Origin of the sequence: Oceanimonas sp. MB9, from assembly GCF_011319775.1 — a bacterium.
In the GTDB taxonomy this organism is placed as follows: Bacteria; Pseudomonadota; Gammaproteobacteria; order Enterobacterales; family Aeromonadaceae; genus Oceanimonas; species Oceanimonas doudoroffii.
This window is the reverse complement of record NZ_VFBE01000009.1, coordinates 336,112-359,657: the sequence shown is the minus strand read 5'-3', so window position 1 is coordinate 359,657 and position 23,546 is coordinate 336,112. Positions and strand designations below refer to the sequence as shown.

Here is a 23,546-nt window from a genome sequence, read left to right as displayed (position 1 = left end):
CCCTCCTCAGGCCGCACGGGCGGCGGCGGCTTCCTGAGCCCGGCGCTTTTCGGCCCGGGCCATCAGCCACCAGCCCACAAAGGTCACCAACGATACGATCACGATAATGATGGTGGCCAGGGCGTTGATCTTGGGGCTCACCCCCAGGCGCACGCTGGAAAACACCACCATGGGCAGGGTGGTGGCGTTGGGCCCGGACACAAAGCTGGCGATCACCAGATCGTCCAGGGACAGGGTAAAGGCCAGCAGCCAGCCGGCGATAATGGCCGGGGCGATGATCGGCAGGGTAATGACAAAGAACACACGAAGCGGCCGCGCCCCCAGATCCATGGCGGCTTCCTCCAGGGAGCGGTCGAGCTCCCGCAGCCGGGAACTCACCACCACCGCCACATAGGCGGTACAGAAGGTGACATGGGCAATCCAGATGGTGCTCATGCCCCGCTGGGCCGGCCAGCCCAGCCAATCGCCCATGGCCACAAACAGCAGCAACAGCGACAGCCCGGTGATCACCTCGGGCATGACCAGGGGCGCGGTGATCATAAAGGCAAAGCCGTTCTCGCCGCGAAAACGGCCGATGCGGGTCAGCACAAACCCCGCCACCGTGCCCAGCACCACGGCGGTGCTGGCGGCAAAAAAGGCAATGGTCAGGCTGAGCCCCACCGCCTGCATCATCATGTCGTCGGCCAGCAGCTCGCCATACCATTTGGTGGACCAGCCGGCCCACACGGTCACCAGCCGGGAGCTGTTAAAGGAGTAAACGATCAGCAGCAGCATGGGGGCGTAAAGAAAGCCAAAACCCAGCCAGAGAATGAGCGGCCGCGCCCAGGAGCGGCTGACGGGAATATTGTTCATGGCTCAGCCCTCCATTTCTCTGCGCTGAATGCGATGGAACCACATGATGGGCACCATCAGCAGCAACAGCATCACGCTGGCCACCGCCGCCGCCACCGGCCAGTCCCGGTTGTTGAAGAATTCCTGCCACAGCACTCGGCCAATGAGCAGGGTGTCGGGGCCGCCAAGCAGCTCGGGAATCACGAACTCCCCCACCGCGGGAATAAACACCAGCATGGCCCCGGCAATAATGCCGCCCTTGACCAGGGGCACGATCACCGTAAACAGCGTGGTCATGGGCCGGGCTCCCAGATCCGCCGCCGCCTCCACCAGGGAATAATCCAGCCGCATCAGCGCGGTATAGAGCGGCAGCACCATAAAGGGCAGATAGGCATAGACAATGCCGATATAAACGGCGGTGTTGGTATTGAGAATTTGCAAGGGCTGCTCGATGGCGCCCAGCCAGATCAAGGCATTATTGAGAAAGCCGGTGTTGCCGAGAATGCCCATCCAGGCGTACACCCGAATCAGGAACGAGGTCCAGGACGGCAATATCACCAGCATCAACAGCACATTGCGGGTCGACGGCCGGGAATGCACGATGGCCCAGGCCAGGGGAAAGCCAATCAGCAGGCACAGCAGGGTGGAAATGCTGGCCACCTTGAGGGACTGCAGGTAGGACTGAATGTACAGGCTGTCACTCAGCAGAAACAGGTAGTTGCCGAAGTTGAGCACGATCTGCAGCTGCTCGTCGACCATGCTCAGCAAGGCGCTGTAAGGGGGAATGGACAAGGCCGCTTCCGACAGGCTGATCTTGAACACGATCAAAAAGGGCACCAGAAAAAACAGCAGCAGCCAGGCATAGGGCAGTGCGATCACCAGCCGCTGGCCGGTGGCGGTTCCAAGCCGTTTCATCGTCACCTCCTCAGGTCATCAGCACGGCGCAGCTGTCCGCTTGCCAGCTCAAATGCACGCTGTCACCCCAGGTGGGGCTGTTGCGTCTGTGCCGGTCGACATTGGGCAGGGTGGCCAGAATGCGTTTGCCCGAGGACAGGCGCACGTGATAGATGGACACATCCCCGAGATACGCAATCTCGTCCACGATGCCGGACAGCCGGTTGTTGGCCTGGGCCGGCTCACTCAGGGTCAGCTGCATCTTTTCCGGACGCACCGCTATCATGATGGGCAGCCCTTCACCGATGGACACGCCGTGGTTGATCTGCAGCGGCTGCGCCAGATCGGCACAGCGGATCAGGGCACTGTCGGCCTCATTGCGGGTCAACTCGCCCTCAAACACATTGACCGAGCCGATAAACTCGGCGCTGAAACGGCAATTGGGGTATTCATACACATCCAGCGGCTCACCCACCTGCACCAGCCGACCCTTGTTCATGATGGCGATGCGCCCGGCCATGGTCATGGCCTCTTCCTGATCGTGGGTCACCATGACGCAGGTCACGCCCACACTCTCGATGATGTTCACCAGCTCCAGCTGCATTTCTTCCCTGAGCTTTTTGTCGAGCGCGCCCATGGGCTCGTCCAGCAGCAGCAGCTTGGGCCGTTTGGCCAGGCTGCGGGCCAGCGCCACCCGCTGCCGCTGACCTCCGGAGAGCTGGTGGGGCTTGCGTTTGGCATAGTCTTCCATGTGCACCAGCCTGAGCATTTCCGCCACTCTGCTGGCGATCTCGGCCCTGGGCAGCTTGTCCTGCTTCAGGCCAAAGGCGATATTGGCTTCCACCGTCATGTGGGGAAACAGCGCATAGGACTGAAACATCATGTTGATGGGCCTGTCATAGGGCGGCACCTCGCCAATGTCGACCCCGTCGAGAAAGATCTCGCCCCGGCTGGGCGGCTCAAAGCCGGCCAGCATGCGCAGCAGGGTCGACTTGCCACAGCCCGAGGCCCCGAGCAGGGCAAAAATTTCCCCCCGGGGGATTTGCAGGCTGACGTCATCCACCGCCGGCTGCCCGTCATAGAATTTGCTGACGCCCCGCAATTCCAGAAAGGGCGTCGTTTCCGTACTGACCGGTTGTTCCTGTTCCGGCATGCTTGCCTCCGTGTTGCTTGCCCTACTTCTTTATTGCTTAAGACCTTGTCACTCCGCGCGGGCGGGAGTCCATTCAGCCAACCACCCAAGCGGGCATGACAAGGAATACCCCGGGCAGACGCAAGTAGCCCCTCCTGCGCCTGCCTTTTTTACTGCAAACCTGCTTACTTACCGGTCTTGACCCGGGTCCAGGCACGGGTAATGGCCCGGTTTACCTTTTGCGGCAGCAGCTTGGCGGTATACAGCTTGTCCGCCACTTCCTGGCTGGGGTAAATGCCCGGGTCGTTCAGTATTTCCGCATCCACAAACTCATTGGCGTTTTTGTTGGGATTGGCGTAGGCCACGTAGTTGGACACCTCACCGATCACCTCCGGCTTAAGCAGGTAGTTAATCAGCTTGTGGGCGTTGTCCGGGTGGTTGGCGTCCTTGGGAATGGTCAACATGTCCACCCACATCAGCGCACCTTCCTTGGGAATGCGATAAGCCACCTGCACCCCCCTGCCCGCCTCGTCGGCCCGATCCCGCGCCTGCAGTATGTCGCCGGACCAGCCCACCGCCACGCAGATATCGCCGTTGGCCAGATCGTTGATGTACTTGGACGAGTGGAAATAGGTGATATGGGGCCGAAGCTTCATCATCAGCTCGGTGGCCGGGCCACGGTAATCACTCAGATTGGTGCTGTTGGGGTCCAGGCCCTGATAGTTAAGGGCGGCGGCAAAGATTTCGGTGGGCGCATCGAGAAAGGCCACGCCGCACTGGGCCAGCTTTTCCAGGTTTTCCGGCTTCATCACCAGATCCCAGGAGCCCACCGGGGCATCCTCACCCAGGGCTTCCCTGACCTTGTCGACGTTATAGCCGATGCCGGTGGTACCCCATAAATAGGGAATACCAAACTGGTTGCCGGGATCCTTGTCTTCCAGCAACGCCATGATACGCGGATCCAGGTTGTCGTAATTGGGCAGTTTGGACTTGTCCAGGGGCAGGAAGGCCCCAGCCTGGATCTGCCGTCCCATAAAGTCGCCGGTGGGCACCACCACATCAAAGCCGGTGTTGCCGGCAAGCAGCTTGGCCTCCAGTACCTCGTTGGAGTCAAACACGTCATAGGTCACGGCAATGCCGGTTTGCTCGGTGAAATTGGCCAGGGTGTTCTCGGCAATATAGTCCGACCAGTTGTAGAAATTGACCTGTGGCGGCTCCTGGGCCTGTGCGTTCAGGGCCAGGACCACACCGGCGGCCAGCAGGCCGGTGTTCAACTTAGCATGTGGCGTCATGTTACTTTCCTTGTTGGTTGCTGAGGGTAGAGAGGGTCAAATCCAGGGCGCGTCGGGCCTTTTCCACGAGTTCGTCCACCTGCTCGTGAGTGATCACCAGGGGTGGCGAGATGATCATGGTGTCGCCCACCGCCCGCATCACCAGTCCCTGTTCAAAACAGTGTTCGCGGCAGATAAGGCCGGCACCGGTGTCTGTGGGAAAACGTTGCAGGGTGGCCTGGTCGGCCACCAGCTCCAGCGCCGCCAGTAGCCCCACCCCCCGGGTTTCTCCCACCAGGGGATGATCACCCAGGCTGGCCCAGCGCCGCTGCAGGTAGGGGCCGATATCGTCACGCACCCGCTCGACGACCTGCTCCCGCTGCATCACCTCGATGCAGGCCTGGGCCACGGCGCAGGCCACCGGATGCCCCGAATAAGTAAAGCCGTGAAAGAACTCGCCGCCGTTGATCAGTGTTTCCGCCACTCTGTCACCCACCGCCACGGCGCCCAGGGGCTGGTAGCCCGACGTGATGCCCTTGGCCATGCACAGCAGATCCGGCGTCAGACCGTAATACTCACTGGCAAACCAGTGGCCGGTGCGGCCAAAGCCGCAGATCACTTCATCCATCACCAGCAGGACGTCGTACTTTTGGCAAATGCGCTGAATTTCCGGCCAGTAGCCGTCGGGGGGAATGATCACACCACCGGCACCCTGCACGGGCTCGCCGATAAAGGCCGCCACTCGCTCCGGACCCAGCGCCAGAATTTTTCGCTCAAGCTGCCGCGCCCGCTCCAGGCCGAAGGCGTGGGGATCGGTGTCTCGCCCCTCACCAAAGTGGTAGGGCTGGTCGATATGCACCATGTCGGGCAGCGGCAAGCCCCCCTGGCCATGCATGGGTTTCATGCCGCCCAGGGACGCCCCGGCCAGGGTGGAGCCGTGATAGGCATTGTGGCGGCTGATGATAACCCGTCGTTCGGGCCGGCCCCGCTCGGCCCAGAAGTGGCGCACCATGCGCACGACGGTGTCGTTGCACTCGGAGCCGGAGCCGGTAAAAAACAAGTGGTGCAAATCGCCGGGCAGCAGCCCGGCCAGGGTGGCGGCAAGCCTTGCCGCCGGCGGATGAGTGGTCTGAAAAAACAGGTTGTAGTAAGGCAGCTGCCGCAGCTGGGCGCAGGCCGCCTCGATCAGCTCTTGCCGGCCGTAGCCCAGGTTGACGCACCAGAGCCCGGCCATGCCGTCAAGAATGCGGTTGCCGTCGGCGTCCCACAGGTAGACCCCCTCGCCCCGCTCGATCACTCGTGTGCCCTTTTGCTGCAAGGCCCGACCGTCGGTGAACGGATGCAGGTGATGGGCCGCATCCAGCCGCTGCAGTGCTTCCTTGTTTGACTCCGGCATGCTCAACTCCCTGTCGACATGGTTAACGTGCTACACGTTCAGCAGCAGAAACTCCCGCTCCCAGGCGCTGATCACGGTAAAGAAGGCCTCGTATTCCTTGCGCTTGACCGCAATAAAGGCATTTACAAAGCGCGGCCCCAGGATCTGCTTCAGCTCCTCGCACTGTTCCAGCTCCAGCAACGCCTCCTCCAGGCTGCGGGCCAGGCCAAAGGGCATGTTGTAGGCGCTGCCTTCCACCTGCTCGGTAGGCGGCAGGCCATGGACCATGCCGAGGTAACCGCAGGCCAGGCTGGCCGCCAGCGCCAGATAAGGGTTGGCATCGGCGCCGGCAAAACGGTTCTCAATGCGCCTGTCGGCCAGCTCCGAGCGCGGCACCCGCAGGCCCACGGTGCGGTTGTCTTCGCCCCAGGCCATGTTGCGCGGCGCCGAGTCGCCAAAGGCTAGCCGGCGATAGGAGTTGACGTTGGGGGCGAACAGCGCCACAGCGCTGGGAATGTAGCGCTGCATGCCGCCGATAAAGTGCAGAAACAGCTCGCTGTGGCTGCCGTCCGGGTTGGCGAACAGGTTGTTGCCGTCAACGTCTACCAGGCTCTGGTGAATATGCATGGCACTGCCGGGCTCGTTTTTCATCGGCTTGGCCATAAAGGTGGCATACACGTTGTGGCGCATGGCCGCCTCGCGCATGGTGCGCTTGAACAGAAACACCTGGTCCGCCAAATCCAGGGCGTCGCCATGAATGAAGTTCACCTCCATCTGCGCCGCCCCCGACTCATGGATCAGGGTATCCACTTCCAGCTCCTGGGCCTCGCAGAAGTCGTACATTTCCTCAAAGATGGGATCGAACTCGTTGACCGCATCGATGCTGAACGACTGGCGGGCGGTCTCCGGCCGGCCGTTGCGACCGATGGGCGGCTCCAGGGGGTAGTCCCAGTCTTCGTTTTTCTTGACCAGAAAGAACTCCAGCTCCGGCGCCACCACCGGGCGCCAGCCCCGCTCTTCATACAGCTTGAGCACGCGACGCAGCACGCTGCGCGGGGCGATTTCCACCGGGTTGCCGTCACTGTCAAAGCAATCGTGGATCACCTGGGCGGTCGGTTCGCTGGCCCAGGGCACCAGCCGGGGCGTGTTGATGTCGGCATGCAGCTCCATGTCGCGTTCGGTCCAGTCGATGTTGTCATCGTCGGGCCAGTCACCGTTCACGGTCTGCAGAAAGATATTGTCGGGCAGACGCATGCCACCTTCTTTCAGAAACTTGCTGGCCGGCAGTATCTTGCCCCTGGCATTGCCGGTAAAGTCGGGCAACAGGCATTCCACCTCGGTGATGGCATGCTGCTGCATCCATTGGCGCAGCCACTCCATATTGCGATTTTCAGGATCTTGAACACTCATAGTGAAGCTCTGGGTGAAAAACACACTCGTCAGCATAGTCCATATTGGTGTAAAAGTATGCTAGACATAGACATAGATAACGGGCAAGAAAAAAACGGCCTTTTTGCCACACTAAACAGACCCGGTTAAAATTTAACAATATTTCGTTGATATTAAACAGTTGTGCAGCCATGCACCCACAGGGAAGACGTGCATCAGCCTTTAAGGACAGCCCCATGACCAAAGCCCGCAACCGGCCCCGCGCCGCCCATTCCGACGCCAGCCCGCCCTGGGCGGAATTTCAGTCCGTCGATCTCATGCTGTGCGACATCAACGGCGTGATCCGCGGCAAACGTATTCAGACCAGCGCCTTTGAAAAGGCCCTGGAGCAGGGCGTCAGCCTGCCCGCCTCGGTGTTTGCCCTCGACATTACCGGCCAGACGGTGGAGGAAACCGGCATGGGCCTGGCGCAAGGGGACAGCGACCGCACCTGCCGGCTGCTGCCCCACACCCTGGCACCGGTACCCTGGCACAAGACCCCGTCCGGGCAGATCATGATGACCATGGAAGATCTGGACGGCAGCCCCTTCTTTGCGGATCCGCGCCATGTGCTGCAGGGCGTACTTACCCGGCTCCAGGAAAAGGGGCTGCACCCCTGTGTGGCGGTGGAGCTGGAGTTCTATCTGGTGGATCAAAAGGAAGGCGCCGACGGCCTGCCCCAGGCCCCCATTCTGCCCGGTACCGACGAGCGCATGCACGACACTCAGGTGTATTCCCTGGACGATCTCGACAGCTGGGAGGACTTTCTGGTGCAGGTGGCCGAGGTGTGCAAACTGCAGCGCATTCCCGCCGACAACGCCGTGGCCGAATACGCCCCGGGCCAGTTTGAAATCAACCTGGCCCATCAGCACGACGCCGTGGCCGCCTGCGATCAGGCCATTCTGCTCAAGCGGGCGATCAAGGCCATCGCCATCAAGCAGGGCATGTACGCCACCTTTATGGCCAAGCCCTATAACGGACAGACCGGCTCCGGCATGCATATTCACGTCAGCCTGCTCGACGACGACGGCAACAATGTGTTTGCCGGCGATCACGAATTGCTGCGCCAGGCCATTGCCGGCACCCTCAGCATGCTGCCGGAGTCGATGGCGCTGTTTGCCCCCAATGCCAACTCCTTTCGCCGGCTGCAACCCCATATGTATGTGCCCCTGCACGCCAGCTGGGGCTTTGACAACCGCACCGTGGCGGTGCGCATTCCGTCCGGCGATCCGGCCAATACCCGGCTGGAGCACAGGGTGGCCGGCGCCGACGCCAACCCCTACCTGGTGGTGGCGGCCATCCTTGCCGCGGTGGATCACGGCCTGACCGAGCAATTGCACCCACCCGCCCCCATTCAGGGCGATGCCAACAAGCTGGATTTGCCGTTGCTGCCCTACCGCTGGCAAAGCGCCCTGGACCGCTTTGCCCAGTCACACCGGCTGTCGCAATACCTGGGCAAGGAGTTTCACCGGGCCTACCTTATCAACAAGCGCTTTGAGCTGGCCGAATTCGATCAACACGTGACGCCGCTGGAATACCAGTGGTATCAGCACCTGGTTTAGGATTTAGGAGCCTTTATGCAGCCACACGCCGATTCCTATTACGCCGCCTCCGCCCACCCGGCGCCAAAGCATCCCACCCTGCACGACAACCTGGAGGTGGACGTGTGCGTTGTAGGGGGCGGCATCACCGGCTGTGCCGCCGCGCTCAATCTTGCCGAACGGGGGTACAGCGTGGCGGTGCTGGAAAGCCGCCGGGTCGGCTGGGGTGCCTCGGGCCGCAGCGGTGGACAGATGATTTTTGGCTATGCCTGCGAGCAGCCCACCCTTAAAAAGCTGGTGGGCGACACCATCAGCCGGCAGCTATGGGATATCTCGGTGGAATCCCTCACGCAAATGCGCCGGCGCATCGATCAGCATGACATTCAGTGCGATCTGGCAGACGGCCACCTGCATACGGCAGTCAAGCCCAGGCACATGAAAGAGCTGGAGCACTGGGCCGACAGCCTGCGCAAGGATTATGGCTACGACTCGCTGGAAATGTGGAGCCAAGAGCGAGTGCGCGAGCACATGAGCACCGATGCCTATCTCGGCGGCCTCTATGACGCCGCCAGCGGCCATGTGCACCCGCTTAATTACACCCTGGGGCTGGCGAAAGCCGCCGCCGAGGCCGGCGCGCAATTCTTTGAGTACACCCCCGCCACCCGCATTGAGCAGGGCGAACACCCGGTGGTGCACACTCCGTATGGCGTGGTGCGCTGCCGTCACCTGCTACTGTGTGGCAACGCCTACCTCGACGGCATCGCCCCCGACATTGAGCGCAAGATCATGCCGGTGGGCACCTATATCACCGCCACCGAGCCCCTGGGCGAGGAGCGGGCCAACGCCCTGATTACCAACAACATGGCGGTAGCCGACATCAATTTTGTGCTCGATTATTTTCGCCTGAGCGCCGACCACCGGCTGCTGTTTGGTGGCCGGGTCAGCTACTCGGGCCTGGATCCGGTGAACCTGGCGGCCTCCATGGGCAAGCGCCTGCGCCATGTGTTCCCGCAGCTGGAAGGGGTCAAGCAGCAATACACCTGGGGCGGCTATGTGGGCATTACCATGAACCGGGCTCCCCACTTTGGCCGGCTGAACGGCAATGTGTATTTTGCGCAAGGGTTTTCCGGCCATGGCATTGCCCTCACCGGCATGGCCGGCAGCCTGATGGCCGACGCCATTGCCGGCAGCGCCGAGCGTTTCGATCTGTTTTCCCGCATACCCCACCGCGACTTTCCCGGCGGCCGGCTGCTGCGCACCCCGGCACTGGTGCTGGCCATGGCCTGGTACCGGCTGCGGGATCTGTTGTAAATGTGAGCGGAATATGCTCCAGTGAAGGCGGTAACAGGGAGGCGGCTCAATGGAGCAACTGGAGTTTTTTGATGTACCCAGCCCCTGCATCGGCGTCTGCCAGGTCAACAACAGGGGTTACTGCAAGGGCTGCTTTCGCAGCCGTGAAGAGCGTTTTAACTGGCTCAAGTTTACCCCCGCCCAGCGCCGGGACGTGATCCGTCTGTGCCAGGATCGCAAGCGCCGGGTGCTGGCCGCCGCCCGTAAAAAACAGCTGGAGCTGGAACTTGAACAACAGCACACTCCACCTCAGGATAGCCTGCCGCTGTAATAGCTCAGCTCGCTTTGCCACTACACCTTATTCACTCTCCTCTCTGTCTATCCCCCGGCTCGGGGCTGAGGGCGCCAGCTCCAGTTCTGTGATCCGGCGTCGAAACAGGCTGACCAGACGCTCCGCCCCCAGGTTCAGCGGTACTCCCCTGAGGGTAAGCAAGCCCAGCGCGTGAGCCGGAAACCTGGGCAGAGAATCAAAACAGGACAGTCCGCAACCGGACAGCGGATCCTCAAAAAATACCCGCGGGCCAAAGCCCACCAGATCGGTACGGCGGATCAACTCCACCATCAGCAAGGGCGAATCACAATGCACAATACGCTGTGACAGCGACACCTTCTGGGTATCGAGCCAGTTCACCAGCTGCTGGGCCGAACTGCCGGTGGTCAGGTTCAGCACCCAGCGGGCATCCGCCATCTGTGACCAGTCGGTCGCGGCCAGTAACGGATGTCCTTCCCGTGCCACCGGCTCGGAAAAGATACGGGTCAGAGGCTCGAAGGCGATCTCATAGGGCAGCTGTTCCGGCTCGGCCACGGCAATGGCAAAGTCGAGCTGTCCTTCCAGCAGACCGGGCAATACCGTGGTCAGCATGCCTTCCATAAACCGCAGGCTGACGTCCGGAAACTCTCGCTCAAACTCGTTCAGCACCGCCGGCAAGGCCGTCGAGGCAACGGCCGTGGTGATGGCCGCGGTGACCTTGAGCCCGGCGCCTCCCTGCAGCCAGCGAATTTCATCACGCGCCCTGTCCAGAGTTGACAAGGCCAGGCGTGCCCGGGTCAGCAAGGTCTGGCCCGCGGGGGTAAATTCAACCCCCCGGTAGCTGCGGATCAGCAGCTGAGTGCCCAGATCGGCCTCCAGCTCCCGCAGCGCCTTGGTCAGTGCACTCTGGCTCAGATGCAGGGAGCGGGCCGCTCCGCGAATAGAGCCTTCTTCGGCCACCTTAACCAGCGCCCTGAGCTGATGATCTTTCATATCACATGATTACCAAAAGTTGTCACCAGGCAAAATTTTCTGCCTTTTCACTATCGCTGATGGCTGACACTATTTCCCGCCGCCGCAGAAACCACCAGCCAGGGAGTATTATGACGACAGTGAACATCGACATCAAACCAGACCTCGACCAGATGAAAGCCTGGCGCCGCCAGATCCATCAGCACCCGGAGCTGGGGTTTGAGGAGTTCTCCACCAGCCAGCTGGTGGCCGATCGCCTCAGGACCTGGGGCTACGAGGTGCATACCGGCATTGCCGTCACCGGCGTGGTGGGGGTGCTGCGCTGGGGTGACGGCACTGGCCTTCGCCTGGGCCTGCGTGCCGACATGGATGCCCTGCCCATTCAGGAAGCCACCGGCCTGCCCTGGGCCAGCCAGGTGGATGGCAAAATGCATGCCTGTGGTCACGACGGCCACACCGCCATCCTGCTGGGCGTGGCCGAAGCCATGGCCCGCCGCCAGCGGGAGCAGGGGCTGACCGGCAGCGGCACCCTGACCCTGATTTTCCAGCCGGCCGAGGAGTTGGGCGGCGGCGGCGGTGCCCAGCGCATGCTTGAGGAAGGCCTGTTCGAGCGCTTTCCCTGCGATGCCCTCTTTGCCCTGCACAACTTTCCCGGTGTGCCCGTGGGCAGGCTCTGCTTTCGCGAAGGCGCCTTTATGGCCTCGTCGGATACCGCCAAACTGACCTTTATCGGCAAGGGTGGCCATGGCGCCCTGCCCCAGCTGTCCCAGGACCCGACCTTGCCAGCGGCCGCCACCGTGCTGGCCCTGCAGAGCATAGTGGGCCGCAACGTGGATCCCAACCAGGTCGCGGTGATCAGCGTCGGCAAAATGCAGGCGGGCAGCGCCGCCAACGTGATCCCCAACACCGCCGAGCTGGAGCTCAGCATCCGCACCCTGGATCCCGCCGTGCGCGACACCCTGGAGCGCCGTGTCCGCACCCTGGCCCAGGCTCAGGCGGCGGCCTTCGACTGCCAGTGCGAGATCGACTACCAGCGCGGCTACCCGGTGCTGATCAACGATCCGGCCATGACCCGGCTGGCGGTAGACACCGCCCGGGAGCAGTTCGGTGACGACAGTGTCGAGGCCCCCACCGCCCCCCTGACCGGCAGCGAAGACTGCGCCTACTTTCTGGAGCAGGTGCCTGGCTGTTACTTCCTGGTCGGCAATGGCGACAACGGCCACCAGGCCGGTGCCCGGCTGGGCCCCTGCAGCCTGCACAACCCCCATTACGACTTCAACGACGACTGCATGGAGACCGCCGCCACTTTTCTGGTGAACCTGGTCGCCCGTTATTTCGGCCAGCCCGCGCAGCCCTGACGTGCGTCCTACGTTGCCAGCGATTTCATCTTCAAGGAGAGACATATGAACCAGTCCCACCCCCGTGCCGGGAGCGATAAAAAGCAACGCAGGTGGTTTAACGAGTTTCCCGATCCCATGGTGTTGATCTTCATGGTGCTGGTCGGGGTTTACCTGCTGACCTTTATCATTCCCGCCGGCGAGTTCGCCCGGGAAGTGATCGATGGCAGAAGCCGGGTCATTCCCGATACCTTCGCGTATCTGACCGGGGTGGAGAAGCTGCCCTTTTTTGACCTGTTTCTGGCCATTCCCCAGGGCATGATCAATGCCGCCCCCTTCCTGTTTATCGTGTTTATCGCCGGTGGCCTTTTTCATGTGCTGCAGAGCACGGGCGCGCTGGAAAACATGATCGGCGTGGCCGCCAACAAGGTGGGCGCCAGCAACAGCACCAGAAGCCGTAACCTGATCATCGTGCTGGGTACCTTTACCTACGGTTTCTTCGGTGTGGCCGTGGGGGGTGAAAACAACATCGCCCTGGTGCCCCTGGGCGTGCTGGTGGCGGCGGCGGTGGGCTGCTCCCGGCTGGTGGGGGTCACCATGGCGGTGGGCGGCATCGGCATCGGCTTTGCCCTGTCACCCATCAGCCCCTATACCGTGGGCATAGCCCAGAGCATTGGCGAGCTGCCGCTGTTTTCGGGCTGGGGCCTGCGCACCCTGATGGTGCTGGGCTCGCTGAGCATGCTGGCGGCCTATATCTGCCTGCGCGTGGTCAGGATGGAGTTTCATGACGAGCAGCCGGTCGAAATGAGCAAGGCATTGCACGAATACCGGTTGTCACGCCAGGATCTGACCATTCTCGGCATCTTTCTGATCGGCCTGATCAGCCTGCTGACGGGGATCTTCACCCGCGGCTGGTACATCACAGAAATTTCCGCCGTCTTTCTGATCATGGCCATCGTCATCGGCCTGGCGGCGGGCATGAGCGCCAACCAGCTGGTCAAGCGCATGATGGAAGGGGCCTCCTCGGTCACCTCGGGCGCGCTGGTGATTGGCCTGGCGGCCTCAATTCCGGTGATTCTGCAGGACGCCCGGGTGATTGACACTATCGTCAAATCACTGAGCTCGGTACTGGAAGGCATGCCCGTGGCCCTGGCCGCCGTGCTGACCAGCATTATTCAGGGCATCATCAACCTGTTTATTCCCAGCGGCTCGGCCCAGGCCCTGATCACCATGCCAATACTGATCCCGCTGGCGGATCTGATCGGCATGAGCCGGCAGCTGATGGTCTCGGCCTTCCAGATCGGCGATGGTCTGACCAACCTGTTCATTCCCACCGCCGGCGGCATCCTGGCCATGCTGGCACTGGGGCGGGTCTCCTACGCCCAGTGGCTGCCGGTGATCGTGCCCATCATGGTGCCCATTTATGCCTTCTGCTGGGTTTTGATGGTGATTGCCGCCCACCTGGGTTACTGAGTACCGGCCTCACCGGGGCTCAGCCCCGGTCCAGCCCTGCGAGCAGCCGGTTGGCAATCAGTGCCGCCGGCTGTTCGTCCATATGCAGGTGATGGCCGCCGTCAAGCACCTCAAGCTCCAGCCCGGGGATCAGATCCAGCCAGGGCGCTACCCGTGCCATGCCAATGCCCTGCGTTGCCATCATCAGCCATACCGGCATGCTCAGCCGGCGCACAAAGGCGGTGATCTGCGCCTCGCACAGCCGCACCACAGAGGGCAGCACCAGTGCGCCATCGTGGCGCCACAGCCAGCCTTCAGCGGTTTGCTCCATGCCCCGGGCCAGCAACAGCCGGGCCGCTTCCCGGCTGACCGGCCAGCGGCTGTTCATGCGTGCCGTCACCGCGCTTTCAAAATCCGGATAGCAGCGTGGCCCCCGGCGACGCTGGCGTTTGGCCTTTTCCAGAGCGGCGGCCAGCTGTTCCGGCAGGGTATCGGCGGCATAATCGTGAGGAACCAGACCGTCCAGCAAAAATAGCCGGCTGACCCGCTCGGGAAAGGCGCCGGCGAACAGGGTGGCCACGCTGGCCCCCATGGAATGGCCCAGCAATGCCACCTGTTTCAGCTCAAGGGCGTCCAGCAGGGCCAGCACATCGGCCACATTGTCCCAGATGTAATAGGGCTGGCCCGGCGCCCGGTGATCGGAGCGGCCATGACCGGCCAGATCCGGGGCAATCAGCCGCACACCGGGCAACCGCTGCGCCAGGGGGGTAAAGCTAGCGGCGTTGTCCAGCCAGCCGTGCAGGGCCACCAGGGGGATGCCATTCGGGTCGCCCCACTCCACCACCGCCAGCCGGCGGCCATGCACATCAATATGGAATTCTCTGGGTTTATTCATGCCAGGATTCGGGGTACTTGTAGCCTTCAAAGCGTTTGCTGGCATAGTCCTTGAACGCCTCGCTGTTATAGGCCTCAATCACGTCCTGCACAAAGGCCTTGTCCTTGTCTTCGCTGCGCACCACCACCCAGTTGATAAAATCGTAACTGCGCTCCAGAAAGAGACCTTCGCTGAACGGAATGCCACTGGAGGCGGCGTAGTTGCCGTTGATCACCGAGAAGTCCACATCCTGGCGCGAGCGCGGCAGCTGGGCCGCTTCCAGCATGATGAGCTTAATGCCTTTGGGGTTGTCCGCCACATCAAATTCGCTGGCCTTGAGCGGATCTATGTCTTTTTTCAGGGTGATCCAGCCCATGTCTTCCAGCATCAGCAGGGCCCGGGCCTGATTGGTGGGATCGTTGGGAATGGCGACCGTGCTGCCTTGCTTTACCTGTTCCAGCGAGTCGGCCTTGCCCGCATACAGCCCCATGGGGCCGGTGGGCACCTGGGTGATGGGGCTCAGGGTCAGGCCGCGGCTTTGACTGAAGGTATCCAGGTAGGGCTTGTGCTGAAAACAGTTAACATCCAGTGAGCCTTCTGCCAGGGCCAGGTTGGGCATGACATAATCGGTAAACTCCACCAGTTTGACGCGATAGCCCAGGGCTTCAAGCTGGGGCTTGATCGACTCGGTGACCATGTCGGCGAAGTCACCCACCGTGGTGCCGATAACGATTTCCTTTTTGGCTTCGTCGACCGCCAGCAGGGGAAACGAGCACAATGACAATGCCAGCCACGGCAGGACGCGGGAAAAGCGGGACATGACGACTCCTGTGATTCCTGAATAATGTGTATAACAGACGTTTAGACGTCCATACTATTCGAGCGGATTCAAACAGGCAATGCGTTTACGGTAAAAACGCGAGGCGAATAACAACAAAGAACGCCCCTGACCGTACAGGGGCGGCAAGGCTTACACGCCCCGTTCGTTATTCCAGATGATCACATGCAGCTGAGGCAGCACTCTGGCCGCAAACCAGCCGTCGGCGGTGACCTTGTCCACCAGCCAGCGCAGCCTGGCATTCAGGGCGTCGAGGTCGGTTTCCCGCGCCGGCTCATCGGGGGTGGCCGGCGCCGGGTTGCAGGGTTGCAGGGTAAGCGGCAGGTGCGGGTACCGAGCGGCAAAGTCCCTCGCCCACCGGTAGTCGGCCTCGTCGGCGATCACCAGCTTGAGGGTGACCTGAGTATTGACCCCGGCGGCGGCGAGGCAGGCGTCAAACCGACGTTGGCTGAAAGCCATGCCGGCGGAAGGCGGCTTGGGGCTCAGGGTCAGGTGGTCGAGCCGGGCAAACCAGTCCTGCGCCTTGCTGCCCTGAGTTTCAATGGCAAAGGTATAACCCCTGGCCTGGCCCAGGCTCAGCAGATCCCCCAGGGGCTGCAGCGCCGGATTGCCCCCGGAGAGGGTAATCAACAGCGGGCGGCCGCCGCTCAGCCGCTCCACCTCGGCCAGCACCGCCTCGGCGCTCATCGGGGTCCAGTCGGCCTTGAAGCGGGCTTCTACCGCATACAGGGTGTCGCACCAGCTGCAGCGAAAGTCGCAGCCGCCGGTGCGCACAAACACCGTGGGCACGCCGGTCAGCGCCCCTTCCCCCTGAATGGTGGGGCCAAAGATTTCGCTGATGGCGATCATGGCCGGAACTCCGCCCAGGTCTTGGGGGTTTCCGACACGGCCACGGCGCTCACCTCGGGCCAGTGCTCCCGCGCCCACTCATACAGGTGCCGTGCCAGCCGTTCGGCGGTGGTGCACTCATCCCCCAGCACCTCGTTGAGGTGACGGTGGTCGAGCTGGTCGTCGATATAGTCCTTGAACGCCTTGAGTTCGAGGTAGTCGCGCACGAAGCCGTACTGATCGAGCCGCTCGCTTTGCAGCTCGATCACCACCACATAGTTGTGGCCGTGCAGCCGGGCGCAGGGGTGCCAGTCGGGCATTTGCTTGAGCTGGTGCGAGGCGGAGAAATGAAACTCTTTTTTGATGGTATACATTACTTCACCCTCGCCACCGCATCGCGCCAGTATGCTTCATCTTTATAGGAGGTGGTGTCGGTCACGCCGGCCAGGGCCATGGCCTCGATGCGCTCCACACAGGTGCCGCAGCGGCCACAGTGAATGTCCCCCCCTTCGTAGCAGGACCAGGTGTCGGCCACCGGTACCTGAAAACGGGCCGCATCCCGGGCAATCTCGGTCTTGTCGGCATCGACATAGGGCGCCAGCAACGCCACCTCGGCCACGCCGTCCAGGGCCCGGGCCTGCATTTCGCCAAACAGGCGAATAAAGTCGGGACGACAGTCAGGGTAGATAAAGTGATCGCCGCCGTGCACCGCCAGCGCCACGGTATCGAGGCCTCGGGCGGCGGCCACGCCAAAGGCGATGGTGAGCATGATGGCGTTGCGGTTAGGCACCACGGTCACCTTCATGTTTTCTTCGCTGTAGTGGCCGTGGGGCACGTCGATGTCGTCGGTCAGTGCCGAGCCGGAGAGCTGACGACCGATATGACCGATGTCCATCACCAGATGAGGCACATTGAGACGTTCGGCACACAAGTGAGCGGCGTCGATTTCTTTTTTGTGGCGCTGGCCGTAATCAAAGGTCAGCAGGGCGCCAAGGGCGTTGTTCGCCGCCAGCCGGTAGGCGAGCGTGACGGAGTCGAATCCGCCGGAGCAGATCAGCAGTGCTTTCATAGATTGTGTCCTTGTTTTGTCCGGGTAGGCTGCGACCGGGTTAAAAGCGGAGGCCATTTTAACGGCCCGCTAACACATGTCTAGTTTTATTCGAAGATAGTTTCAATGGGCGCCAAAAACAGAAAAGGGCGCCGAGGCGCCCTTTGAATCCAATGCAAGGATTAGTGCTTGGCCTGTTCTGCCAGGTACAACCAGGTGTCGATGACGGTGTCCGGGTTCAGGGACACGGAATCAATGCCCTGCTCCACCAGCCAGGCGGCAAAGTCGGCGTGATCCGACGGCCCCTGGCCGCAGATGCCCACGTACTTGCCGGCCTTGCGGGCGGCCTGAATGGCCATGGCCAGCAGGGTTTTCACCGCCTCGTCGCGCTCATCAAAGGAGCCCGCCACCAGGCCGGAGTCCCGATCCAGCCCCAGAGTGAGCTGAGTCATGTCGTTGGAGCCGATGGAGAAGCCGTCAAAGTGAGCCAGGAACTTGTCCGCCAGCAGGGCGTTGGACGGCAGCTCGCACATCATGATCACCTTGAGGCCGTTTTCGCCACGCTTGAGGCCGTTCTCACCGAGAATGTCGATAACGGACGCGGCTTCGTTCAGGGTGCGCACAAAGGGAATCATGATCTCGACGTTGGTCAGGCCCATCTCGCCCCGCACCCGCTTCATCGCCTCGCATTCCATGGCAAAGCAGTCCTGGAAATCGTTGGAGATGTAACGGGACGCACCGCGGAAGCCCAGCATGGGGTTTTCCTCGTCCGGCTCGTAGGCGTCGCCGCCGAGCAGGTTGGCGTATTCGTTCGACTTGAAGTCGGACATGCGCACGATCACTCGCTCCGGCCAGAAGGCGGCAGCCAAGGTGGCGATGCCTTCGGTCAGCTTGGCCACGAAGAACTCCCGCGGGCTGTCGTAGCCGGCGATGATCTCATCGATCTTGAGCTTGAGCTCGGGGCTTTGAGTGTCGTAGTTGAGCAGCGCCTTGGGGTGCACGCCGATCATGCGGTTGATGATAAACTCCAGCCGCGCCAGGCCTACGCCGGCGTTGGGCAATTGTGCAAAGTCAAAGGCCCGGTCCGGGTTGCCCACGTTCATCATCACCTTTACCGGCGAGGCAGGCATGGAGCCGACTTCCGAGGTGTTGACGCTGAAGTCCAGCTTGCCGTCATAGATGTAGCCGGTATCGCCCTCGGCACAGGATACGGTCACCTGCTGGCCGTCCTGCACCAGCTCGGTGGCGTTGCCGCAGCCCACCACGGCGGGAATGCCAAGCTCACGGGCAATAATAGCGGCATGACAGGTACGTCCACCCCGGTTGGTGACGATGGCGGCGGCCCGCTTCATGATCGGTTCCCAGTCTGGATCGGTCATGTCGGTCACCAGCACGTCGCCGGCCTTGATTTCGTCCATCTGATCGATGGAGTCGATGACCTTGGCGGTACCGGCACCAATCTTGTGGCCGATGGCCCGGCCTTCGGCAATGACCTCGCCTTTCTGGCTCAGGGCAAAGCGCTCCAGCACATTGGCGTCCTGGCGGCTGCGCACGGTTTCCGGGCGAGCCTGCACGATGTAAAGCTTGCCGTCTACACCGTCCTTGGCCCACTCGATGTCCATGGGGCGGCCGTAGTGCTTTTCGATGATCATGGCCTGCTTGGACAGCTCCATCACCTCGTCGTTGGACAGCGAGAACTGACGGCGCTCTTCCCGGCTGGTTTCCTTGATATCCACCTGCTTGCCCAGCTCCTGGGCATTGGCGTAGATCATTTTCTGCAGCTTGGAACCCAGGGTCTTGCGCACCACCGCCGGACGGCCGGCTTTCAGGGTGGGCTTGTGCACGTAGAATTCGTCCGGGTTAACCGCACCCTGCACCACCATTTCACCCAGGCCCCAGGCGGACGTCACGAACACCACCTGATCAAAGCCGGACTCGGTGTCCAGGGTAAACATCACGCCCGAGGACGCGATGTCGGAACGTACCATGCGCTGAATGCCTGCCGACAGTGCCACGCCCTTGTGGTCGTAGCCCTGGTGCACCCGGTAGGAAATGGCACGGTCGTTGAACAGGGAGGCAAACACGTGCTTGACGGCTTCCCGCACCGCATCCAGGCCGCGCACGTTGAGGAAGGTTTCCTGCTGGCCGGCAAAAGAGGCGTCGGGCATGTCTTCGGCGGTAGCCGAGGAGCGCACCGCAAAGGAGGCTTCATCACCGGCCTTGCCGGCGAGATCTTCATAAGACTCGCGAATGGCCGCCTCCAGCTCGGGCTGGAAGGGGGTGTCAATCACCCACTGGCGAATGGTCTTGCCGGCCTCGCCGAGGGCGGCGATGTTGTCCACGTCGAGCTTGTCGAGCAGATCGTGAATACGATCGTTCAACCCGCTCTGCTCGAGAAATTCGTTAAAGGCAAAGGCGGTGGTCGCAAAGCCACCGGGTACCGATACTCCGGCGCCGGCCAGCTGACTGATCATTTCGCCCAGTGAGGCATTCTTGCCGCCAACCCGGTCCACGTCGTTCATACCGAGCTGTTCGTACCAAATCACATATTCCTGCACTGCCACGTCTCCACAAAAGTTGTTTCGGGATATCCGTATCTCTTGATTTCGGTGTGAAGGCAGGCCACCTGATGTTGTTATTGTGTGGTGCGCCCGCACTGGAAATGATTCTACAATGGCGCCGAAAAGCGGGTAAACGCCCCGCCCGCTTCAATACTCGAAAGTGAGATCTGGAGGCCCTGTGCACACGGTTTTTTATGTTTCTGATGGGACGGCGATCACAGCCGAAGTGTTCGGCCATGCCGTGCTGAGTCAGTTTCCCCTGCCCTTTGAGCAACTTACCTTTCCCTTTGTGGAAGACAAGGAAAAGGCCCGGGCGGTGCGGGAACGCATCAACAACAGCTTTCACCAGAGCGGCAAGCGCCCCCTGGTGTTTCACACTATTGTCGACGACGAGCTGCGCAGCATCATCACCGGCAGCGAGGCCATGTGCTACGACTTTCTCAACACCTTTGTGGCCCCCATTGAACAGCAGCTGGGGGTCAAGGCCGAGCCCCGCGCCCACCGCTCCCACAGCATCGCCAACAAGCACAACTATGATCTGCGCATCGATGCGGTGAACTACGCCCTCGACAACGACGACGGCGTGACCACCAAGGAATATGACGAGGCCGACATCATACTGGTGGGCGTGTCCCGCTGCGGCAAGACCCCCACCAGCCTCTATCTGGCGCTGCAGTTCGGCATTCGCGTGGCCAACTATCCCTTTATCGATCAGGACATGAAGCAGATGAACCTGCCCGCCGCGCTCAAGGCCAACCGGCACAAGCTGTTCGGACTCACCATAGACGCCAACCGGCTGCAGGAAATTCGCCAGCGCCGCCGGGCAGACAGCCGCTATGCCGACATTGATCAGTGCCGGTTCGAGCTGGGCCAGGTGGAGCGACTGTTTCGCATGGAAGCCATTCCCTTTATCGACACTACATTTCACTCGGTGGAAGAGATCTCGGTGAAGATCCTGGAGCGCACCGGCATACGTCGCAAAATTTACTAATACAGTATCAACAACAAGACAGAACAAAAAACTGCGAGCCGGAGCGCGATACACTCGACAAATATGAACAAAATATTGATTTGGTGTTTACAAAAATGTATACATTGATCCCCGTGATTAACCACGGGGTCAACCACCCCTGAAGTTGGACACAAAATGAGTCAACCGGCTCGTACACTGCGGTGTGGTTCTGTCAGCCTTAATATAACCAGATAACGATGGCGGACAGTGAACAACAACTTACTTGAGCAACCCTCAGGGACTTATTGCAATGAAACACAGCCAAAGCAAATCGGTATTCGATTACTACGGCAAACCGTCTTTCGGTAAAGCGCTGCCGCTCTCCTTCCAGCATATCCTGGCAATGATCATGGGCGCAGTGACGCCGCCGCTCATCGTGGCGGGTGTGGCCGGTGCCAACGCCCAGGAAACCATGATGCTGGTGCAAATCGCCCTGCTGTTCTCGGGTCTGTCCACCCTGCTGCAGTTGTTCCCCGTCGGCCGTTTCGGCGCCGGCGTGCCCACCATTTTTGGTGTGGGCTTCGCCTATGTCCCTTCCCTGATCGCCATTGGCAGTGTCTATGGCCTGCCCGGCATCTTCGGCGCCCAGATCGCCGGTGGTATCGCCATGCTGGTGGTGGGTCTGTTCATCAAGCAAATTCGTCACCTGTTTCCGCCCGTGGTCGCCGGCACCGTGGTGCTGGTGATCGGCCTGTCCCTGTATGACATCGCCATCAAGTACATGGCCGGCAGCGGCAATGTGGCCGCCGAGGGCTTTGGCAGCGCGCAAAACTGGCTGGTGGGCATCACCACCCTGGCCGTGGTGCTGCTGTGTTCCCAGTTCGGCAAGGGCTACCTGCGCCTGGCCGCCATTATTGTCGGCATTCTGGTGGGCTACGCCATCTCCTTCTTCTTTGGCATGGTGGACTTCAGCAAGCTGGACGCCGCCCCCTGGGTGATGATTCCCACGCCCTTTGCCGTGGGCATTGAGTTCCACACTTCCGCGGTGATCTCCATGGTGGTGATCTGTATCGTCAACTCGGTACAAACCATTGGTGATCTGTCCGCCACTACCGTGGGCGGCATGAACCGGGAGCTGGAAGACAAGGAGCTGTCCGGCGGCCTGCTCGGCAACGGCCTGTGCACCCTGGTTGGCTCCATCTTTGGTGGCCTGCCCACCGCCTCCTTCAGCCAGAATGTGGGCATTGTGGCCATGACCAAGGTGATCAGCCGTTACGTGCTGGGCATTGCCGCCGTGTTCCTGGTTATTGCCGGTCTGCTGCCCAAGTTTGGTGCCGCCATGACCACCATTCCCTACCCGGTGCTGGGTGGTGCCACCATTATCGTGTTCGGCATGATCACCATGACCGGTATTCAGCTGCTGGTGAAAGACGAGCTGTCTTCCCGCAACGTCACCATAGTGGCCCTGGCCGTGGCCCTGGCCATGGGCATTAATGCCGTGCCCGAAGCCATTGCCCAGCTGGGTGACACCGCCCGCATGCTGATCGGCTCACCGGTAATAGTGGCGGCTTCCGTGGCCTTTATTCTGAACATGCTGCTGCCGAGAAAGTCGCTGCAGGACGAAGCCCGCGAGCGTGAGGAAATCGAACGCCAGATGAACCAGGGCTCGGAACAGTCCGACGACAACACCCAACTGCGCGAAGCCAACGCCAGCCATTGAAAGGGTAAGCCCTCGGGCAAGGATGAACATCCACAGTGATAAAAAAGCCGGTCTTGCGACCGGCTTTTTTGTCTGACACAAAGTGCAGACCGCCCGCAGGCTGAGGCCCGGACGTTTGCCGCTTTCGAGGTGTTAACGCGGCTTCGGTTAAGGCAGTCCGGTGACGATTACAACAGGCAGGCGTCAGCTGCACAGGCTTGCCATGTACGCGCATATGCCACACTATATTTCCCGGCCGGCTCCTCGCGGGTAGCAACCCCCGGCTTCTGTGCCGGGGCAGACGCTTCGGCTACCTATTCCTCCACATGCCGTGGGGATACGGCGTCACACCATTCTTGTCATATACGGATATACGGAGAAGAAGCATGCCTGTTGAAAACGTGGTCACCCTTGAAAAGTCCGAACCGGTATCACGCACCTCGGGGCCAAAAACAAACCCCAAATCCGGCGAGCCGTTTGCCAGCAATGTGACCTATTTTGATCACAGCTCGGGCAATTTCAAGGCGGGAACCTGGGACTGTACCGCCGGCAGTTGGGAACATAACCACCCCAAACTCGAGTTCTGTCATATCGTCGAAGGCAGCGTCAAGATCATCGAGGAAGACAGCGGTGTGACCCATGTGTACAACAAGGGCGACTCCTTTGTTGTGCCCAAGGGGACCCGTGTTACCTGGGTGGTCGAAGAATACGCCAAAAAAATCTTTGTCTCCGCGGCCCATCTTGACGGTCTGTGAGCCCCCCCGGCGCCGAGTGAATTGTGCTAACGTCATCGGGTCATGTTGCGCTGCCCCCTCAGCGCCAAGAGACAGCCCCAGAAAACGCGGCCAAAAATAAACAGGCGACAACTATCTTGAAAGACGCCTGAAAAGAGTGAGGGATGATGTTCGTCACC

The 23,546-nt window shown here is 61.2% G+C and carries 21 protein-coding genes; 8 read left to right on the top strand and 13 right to left on the bottom strand.

Translation table 11 applies throughout. The annotated features are described in order from the left end of the window. Positions 1-6: 6 nt before the first annotated feature. The 6 genes from potI to OJHNALOF_RS13035 form a co-directional block, all read right to left on the bottom strand. Positions 7-852 (bottom strand): putrescine ABC transporter permease PotI, encoded by an 846-nt coding sequence (gene potI, locus OJHNALOF_RS13060; RefSeq protein WP_094198817.1) that lies wholly within the window; start codon positions 850-852, stop codon positions 7-9. Between the two features lie 3 nt (positions 853-855). Continuing rightward, positions 856-1,746 (bottom strand): putrescine ABC transporter permease PotH, encoded by an 891-nt coding sequence (potH, locus tag OJHNALOF_RS13055; protein WP_094198816.1) that lies wholly within the window; start codon positions 1,744-1,746, stop codon positions 856-858. A gap of 10 nt (positions 1,747-1,756) precedes the next feature. Continuing rightward, positions 1,757-2,878 carry a putrescine ABC transporter ATP-binding subunit PotG gene (gene potG, locus OJHNALOF_RS13050; protein ID WP_165662279.1) on the bottom strand — a complete coding sequence of 374 codons (1,122 nt, stop codon included), beginning with the start codon at positions 2,876-2,878 and terminating at the stop codon, positions 1,757-1,759. 164 nt (positions 2,879-3,042) lie between these two features. Then, on the bottom strand, positions 3,043-4,149 hold the full coding sequence (locus OJHNALOF_RS13045; RefSeq protein ID WP_165662278.1) for an extracellular solute-binding protein: 1,107 nt from the start codon (positions 4,147-4,149) through the stop codon (positions 3,043-3,045). A 1-nt stretch (position 4,150) separates the two neighbouring features. Continuing rightward, the gene (locus OJHNALOF_RS13040; RefSeq protein ID WP_165662277.1) at positions 4,151-5,524 is read right to left on the bottom strand and encodes an aspartate aminotransferase family protein; all 1,374 of its coding nucleotides are present in this window, start codon (positions 5,522-5,524) and stop codon (positions 4,151-4,153) included. 30 nt (positions 5,525-5,554) lie between these two features. Further along, on the bottom strand, positions 5,555-6,913 hold the full coding sequence (locus tag OJHNALOF_RS13035; protein WP_370462326.1) for a glutamine synthetase family protein: 1,359 nt from the start codon (positions 6,911-6,913) through the stop codon (positions 5,555-5,557). Positions 6,914-7,128: 215 nt separating this feature from the next. Here OJHNALOF_RS13035 and OJHNALOF_RS13030 point away from each other — a divergent pair, with 215 nt between their 5' ends. Genes OJHNALOF_RS13030 through OJHNALOF_RS13020 form a run of 3 tightly spaced genes read left to right on the top strand, consistent with a single transcriptional unit; the run spans position 7,129 to position 10,093 of the window. After that, the gene (locus OJHNALOF_RS13030; RefSeq protein ID WP_165662276.1) at positions 7,129-8,493 is read left to right on the top strand and encodes a glutamine synthetase family protein; all 1,365 of its coding nucleotides are present in this window, start codon (positions 7,129-7,131) and stop codon (positions 8,491-8,493) included. 15 nt (positions 8,494-8,508) lie between these two features. After that, the gene (locus tag OJHNALOF_RS13025; protein ID WP_165662275.1) at positions 8,509-9,783 is read left to right on the top strand and encodes an FAD-binding oxidoreductase; all 1,275 of its coding nucleotides are present in this window, start codon (positions 8,509-8,511) and stop codon (positions 9,781-9,783) included. A gap of 49 nt (positions 9,784-9,832) precedes the next feature. Further along, positions 9,833-10,093, top strand: coding sequence for a DUF1289 domain-containing protein (locus OJHNALOF_RS13020; RefSeq protein WP_094198810.1), 261 nt, complete (start codon positions 9,833-9,835; stop codon positions 10,091-10,093). 27 nt (positions 10,094-10,120) lie between these two features. Here the strand turns inward: OJHNALOF_RS13020 and OJHNALOF_RS13015 are convergent, their stop codons facing one another. Next, positions 10,121-11,065 carry a LysR substrate-binding domain-containing protein gene (locus OJHNALOF_RS13015; RefSeq protein ID WP_094198809.1) on the bottom strand — a complete coding sequence of 315 codons (945 nt, stop codon included), beginning with the start codon at positions 11,063-11,065 and terminating at the stop codon, positions 10,121-10,123. A gap of 110 nt (positions 11,066-11,175) precedes the next feature. Here OJHNALOF_RS13015 and OJHNALOF_RS13010 point away from each other — a divergent pair, with 110 nt between their 5' ends. After that, a complete protein-coding gene (locus tag OJHNALOF_RS13010) occupies positions 11,176-12,402 on the top strand; it encodes a M20 aminoacylase family protein (RefSeq protein ID WP_206063704.1) in 1,227 nt (408 codons plus the stop codon). 45 nt (positions 12,403-12,447) lie between these two features. Then, positions 12,448-13,854 (top strand): YfcC family protein, encoded by a 1,407-nt coding sequence (locus OJHNALOF_RS13005; protein WP_206063703.1) that lies wholly within the window; start codon positions 12,448-12,450, stop codon positions 13,852-13,854. Between the two features lie 19 nt (positions 13,855-13,873). Here the strand turns inward: OJHNALOF_RS13005 and OJHNALOF_RS13000 are convergent, their stop codons facing one another. The 6 genes from OJHNALOF_RS13000 to ppsA all read right to left on the bottom strand — a co-directional run bounded on the left by OJHNALOF_RS13000 (position 13,874) and on the right by ppsA (position 19,979). After that, positions 13,874-14,728, bottom strand: coding sequence for an alpha/beta fold hydrolase (locus OJHNALOF_RS13000; RefSeq protein WP_094198808.1), 855 nt, complete (start codon positions 14,726-14,728; stop codon positions 13,874-13,876). After that, positions 14,721-15,527 (bottom strand): MetQ/NlpA family ABC transporter substrate-binding protein, encoded by an 807-nt coding sequence (locus OJHNALOF_RS12995; RefSeq protein ID WP_094198807.1) that lies wholly within the window; start codon positions 15,525-15,527, stop codon positions 14,721-14,723. Before OJHNALOF_RS12995 ends, OJHNALOF_RS13000 begins: the two co-directional genes overlap by 8 nt. 150 nt (positions 15,528-15,677) lie before the next feature. After that, positions 15,678-16,394 carry a 7-carboxy-7-deazaguanine synthase QueE gene (gene queE, locus OJHNALOF_RS12990; RefSeq protein WP_094198806.1) on the bottom strand — a complete coding sequence of 239 codons (717 nt, stop codon included), beginning with the start codon at positions 16,392-16,394 and terminating at the stop codon, positions 15,678-15,680. Then, on the bottom strand, positions 16,391-16,747 hold the full coding sequence (gene queD / locus OJHNALOF_RS12985) for a 6-carboxytetrahydropterin synthase QueD (protein WP_094198805.1): 357 nt from the start codon (positions 16,745-16,747) through the stop codon (positions 16,391-16,393). The genes queE and queD overlap by 4 nt, the downstream gene beginning before the upstream one ends. Continuing rightward, positions 16,747-17,442 (bottom strand): 7-cyano-7-deazaguanine synthase QueC, encoded by a 696-nt coding sequence (gene queC, locus OJHNALOF_RS12980; RefSeq protein WP_094198804.1) that lies wholly within the window; start codon positions 17,440-17,442, stop codon positions 16,747-16,749. The genes queD and queC overlap by 1 nt, the downstream gene beginning before the upstream one ends. Before the next feature lie 161 nt (positions 17,443-17,603). Beyond that, positions 17,604-19,979, bottom strand: coding sequence for a phosphoenolpyruvate synthase (gene ppsA / locus OJHNALOF_RS12975; RefSeq protein ID WP_094198803.1), 2,376 nt, complete (start codon positions 19,977-19,979; stop codon positions 17,604-17,606). Between the two features lie 181 nt (positions 19,980-20,160). Here ppsA and OJHNALOF_RS12970 point away from each other — a divergent pair, with 181 nt between their 5' ends. From OJHNALOF_RS12970 to OJHNALOF_RS12960, 3 genes are all read left to right on the top strand, one after another. Further along, the gene (locus tag OJHNALOF_RS12970) at positions 20,161-20,973 is read left to right on the top strand and encodes a pyruvate, water dikinase regulatory protein (protein ID WP_094198802.1); all 813 of its coding nucleotides are present in this window, start codon (positions 20,161-20,163) and stop codon (positions 20,971-20,973) included. Positions 20,974-21,244: 271 nt separating this feature from the next. Further along, positions 21,245-22,654 carry a uracil-xanthine permease family protein gene (locus OJHNALOF_RS12965; RefSeq protein WP_094198801.1) on the top strand — a complete coding sequence of 470 codons (1,410 nt, stop codon included), beginning with the start codon at positions 21,245-21,247 and terminating at the stop codon, positions 22,652-22,654. A gap of 365 nt (positions 22,655-23,019) precedes the next feature. Further along, positions 23,020-23,388: a cupin domain-containing protein gene (locus tag OJHNALOF_RS12960; RefSeq protein ID WP_165662274.1), complete on the top strand. Its 369-nt coding sequence runs from the start codon at positions 23,020-23,022 to the stop codon at positions 23,386-23,388. Positions 23,389-23,546: the final 158 nt, after the last annotated feature.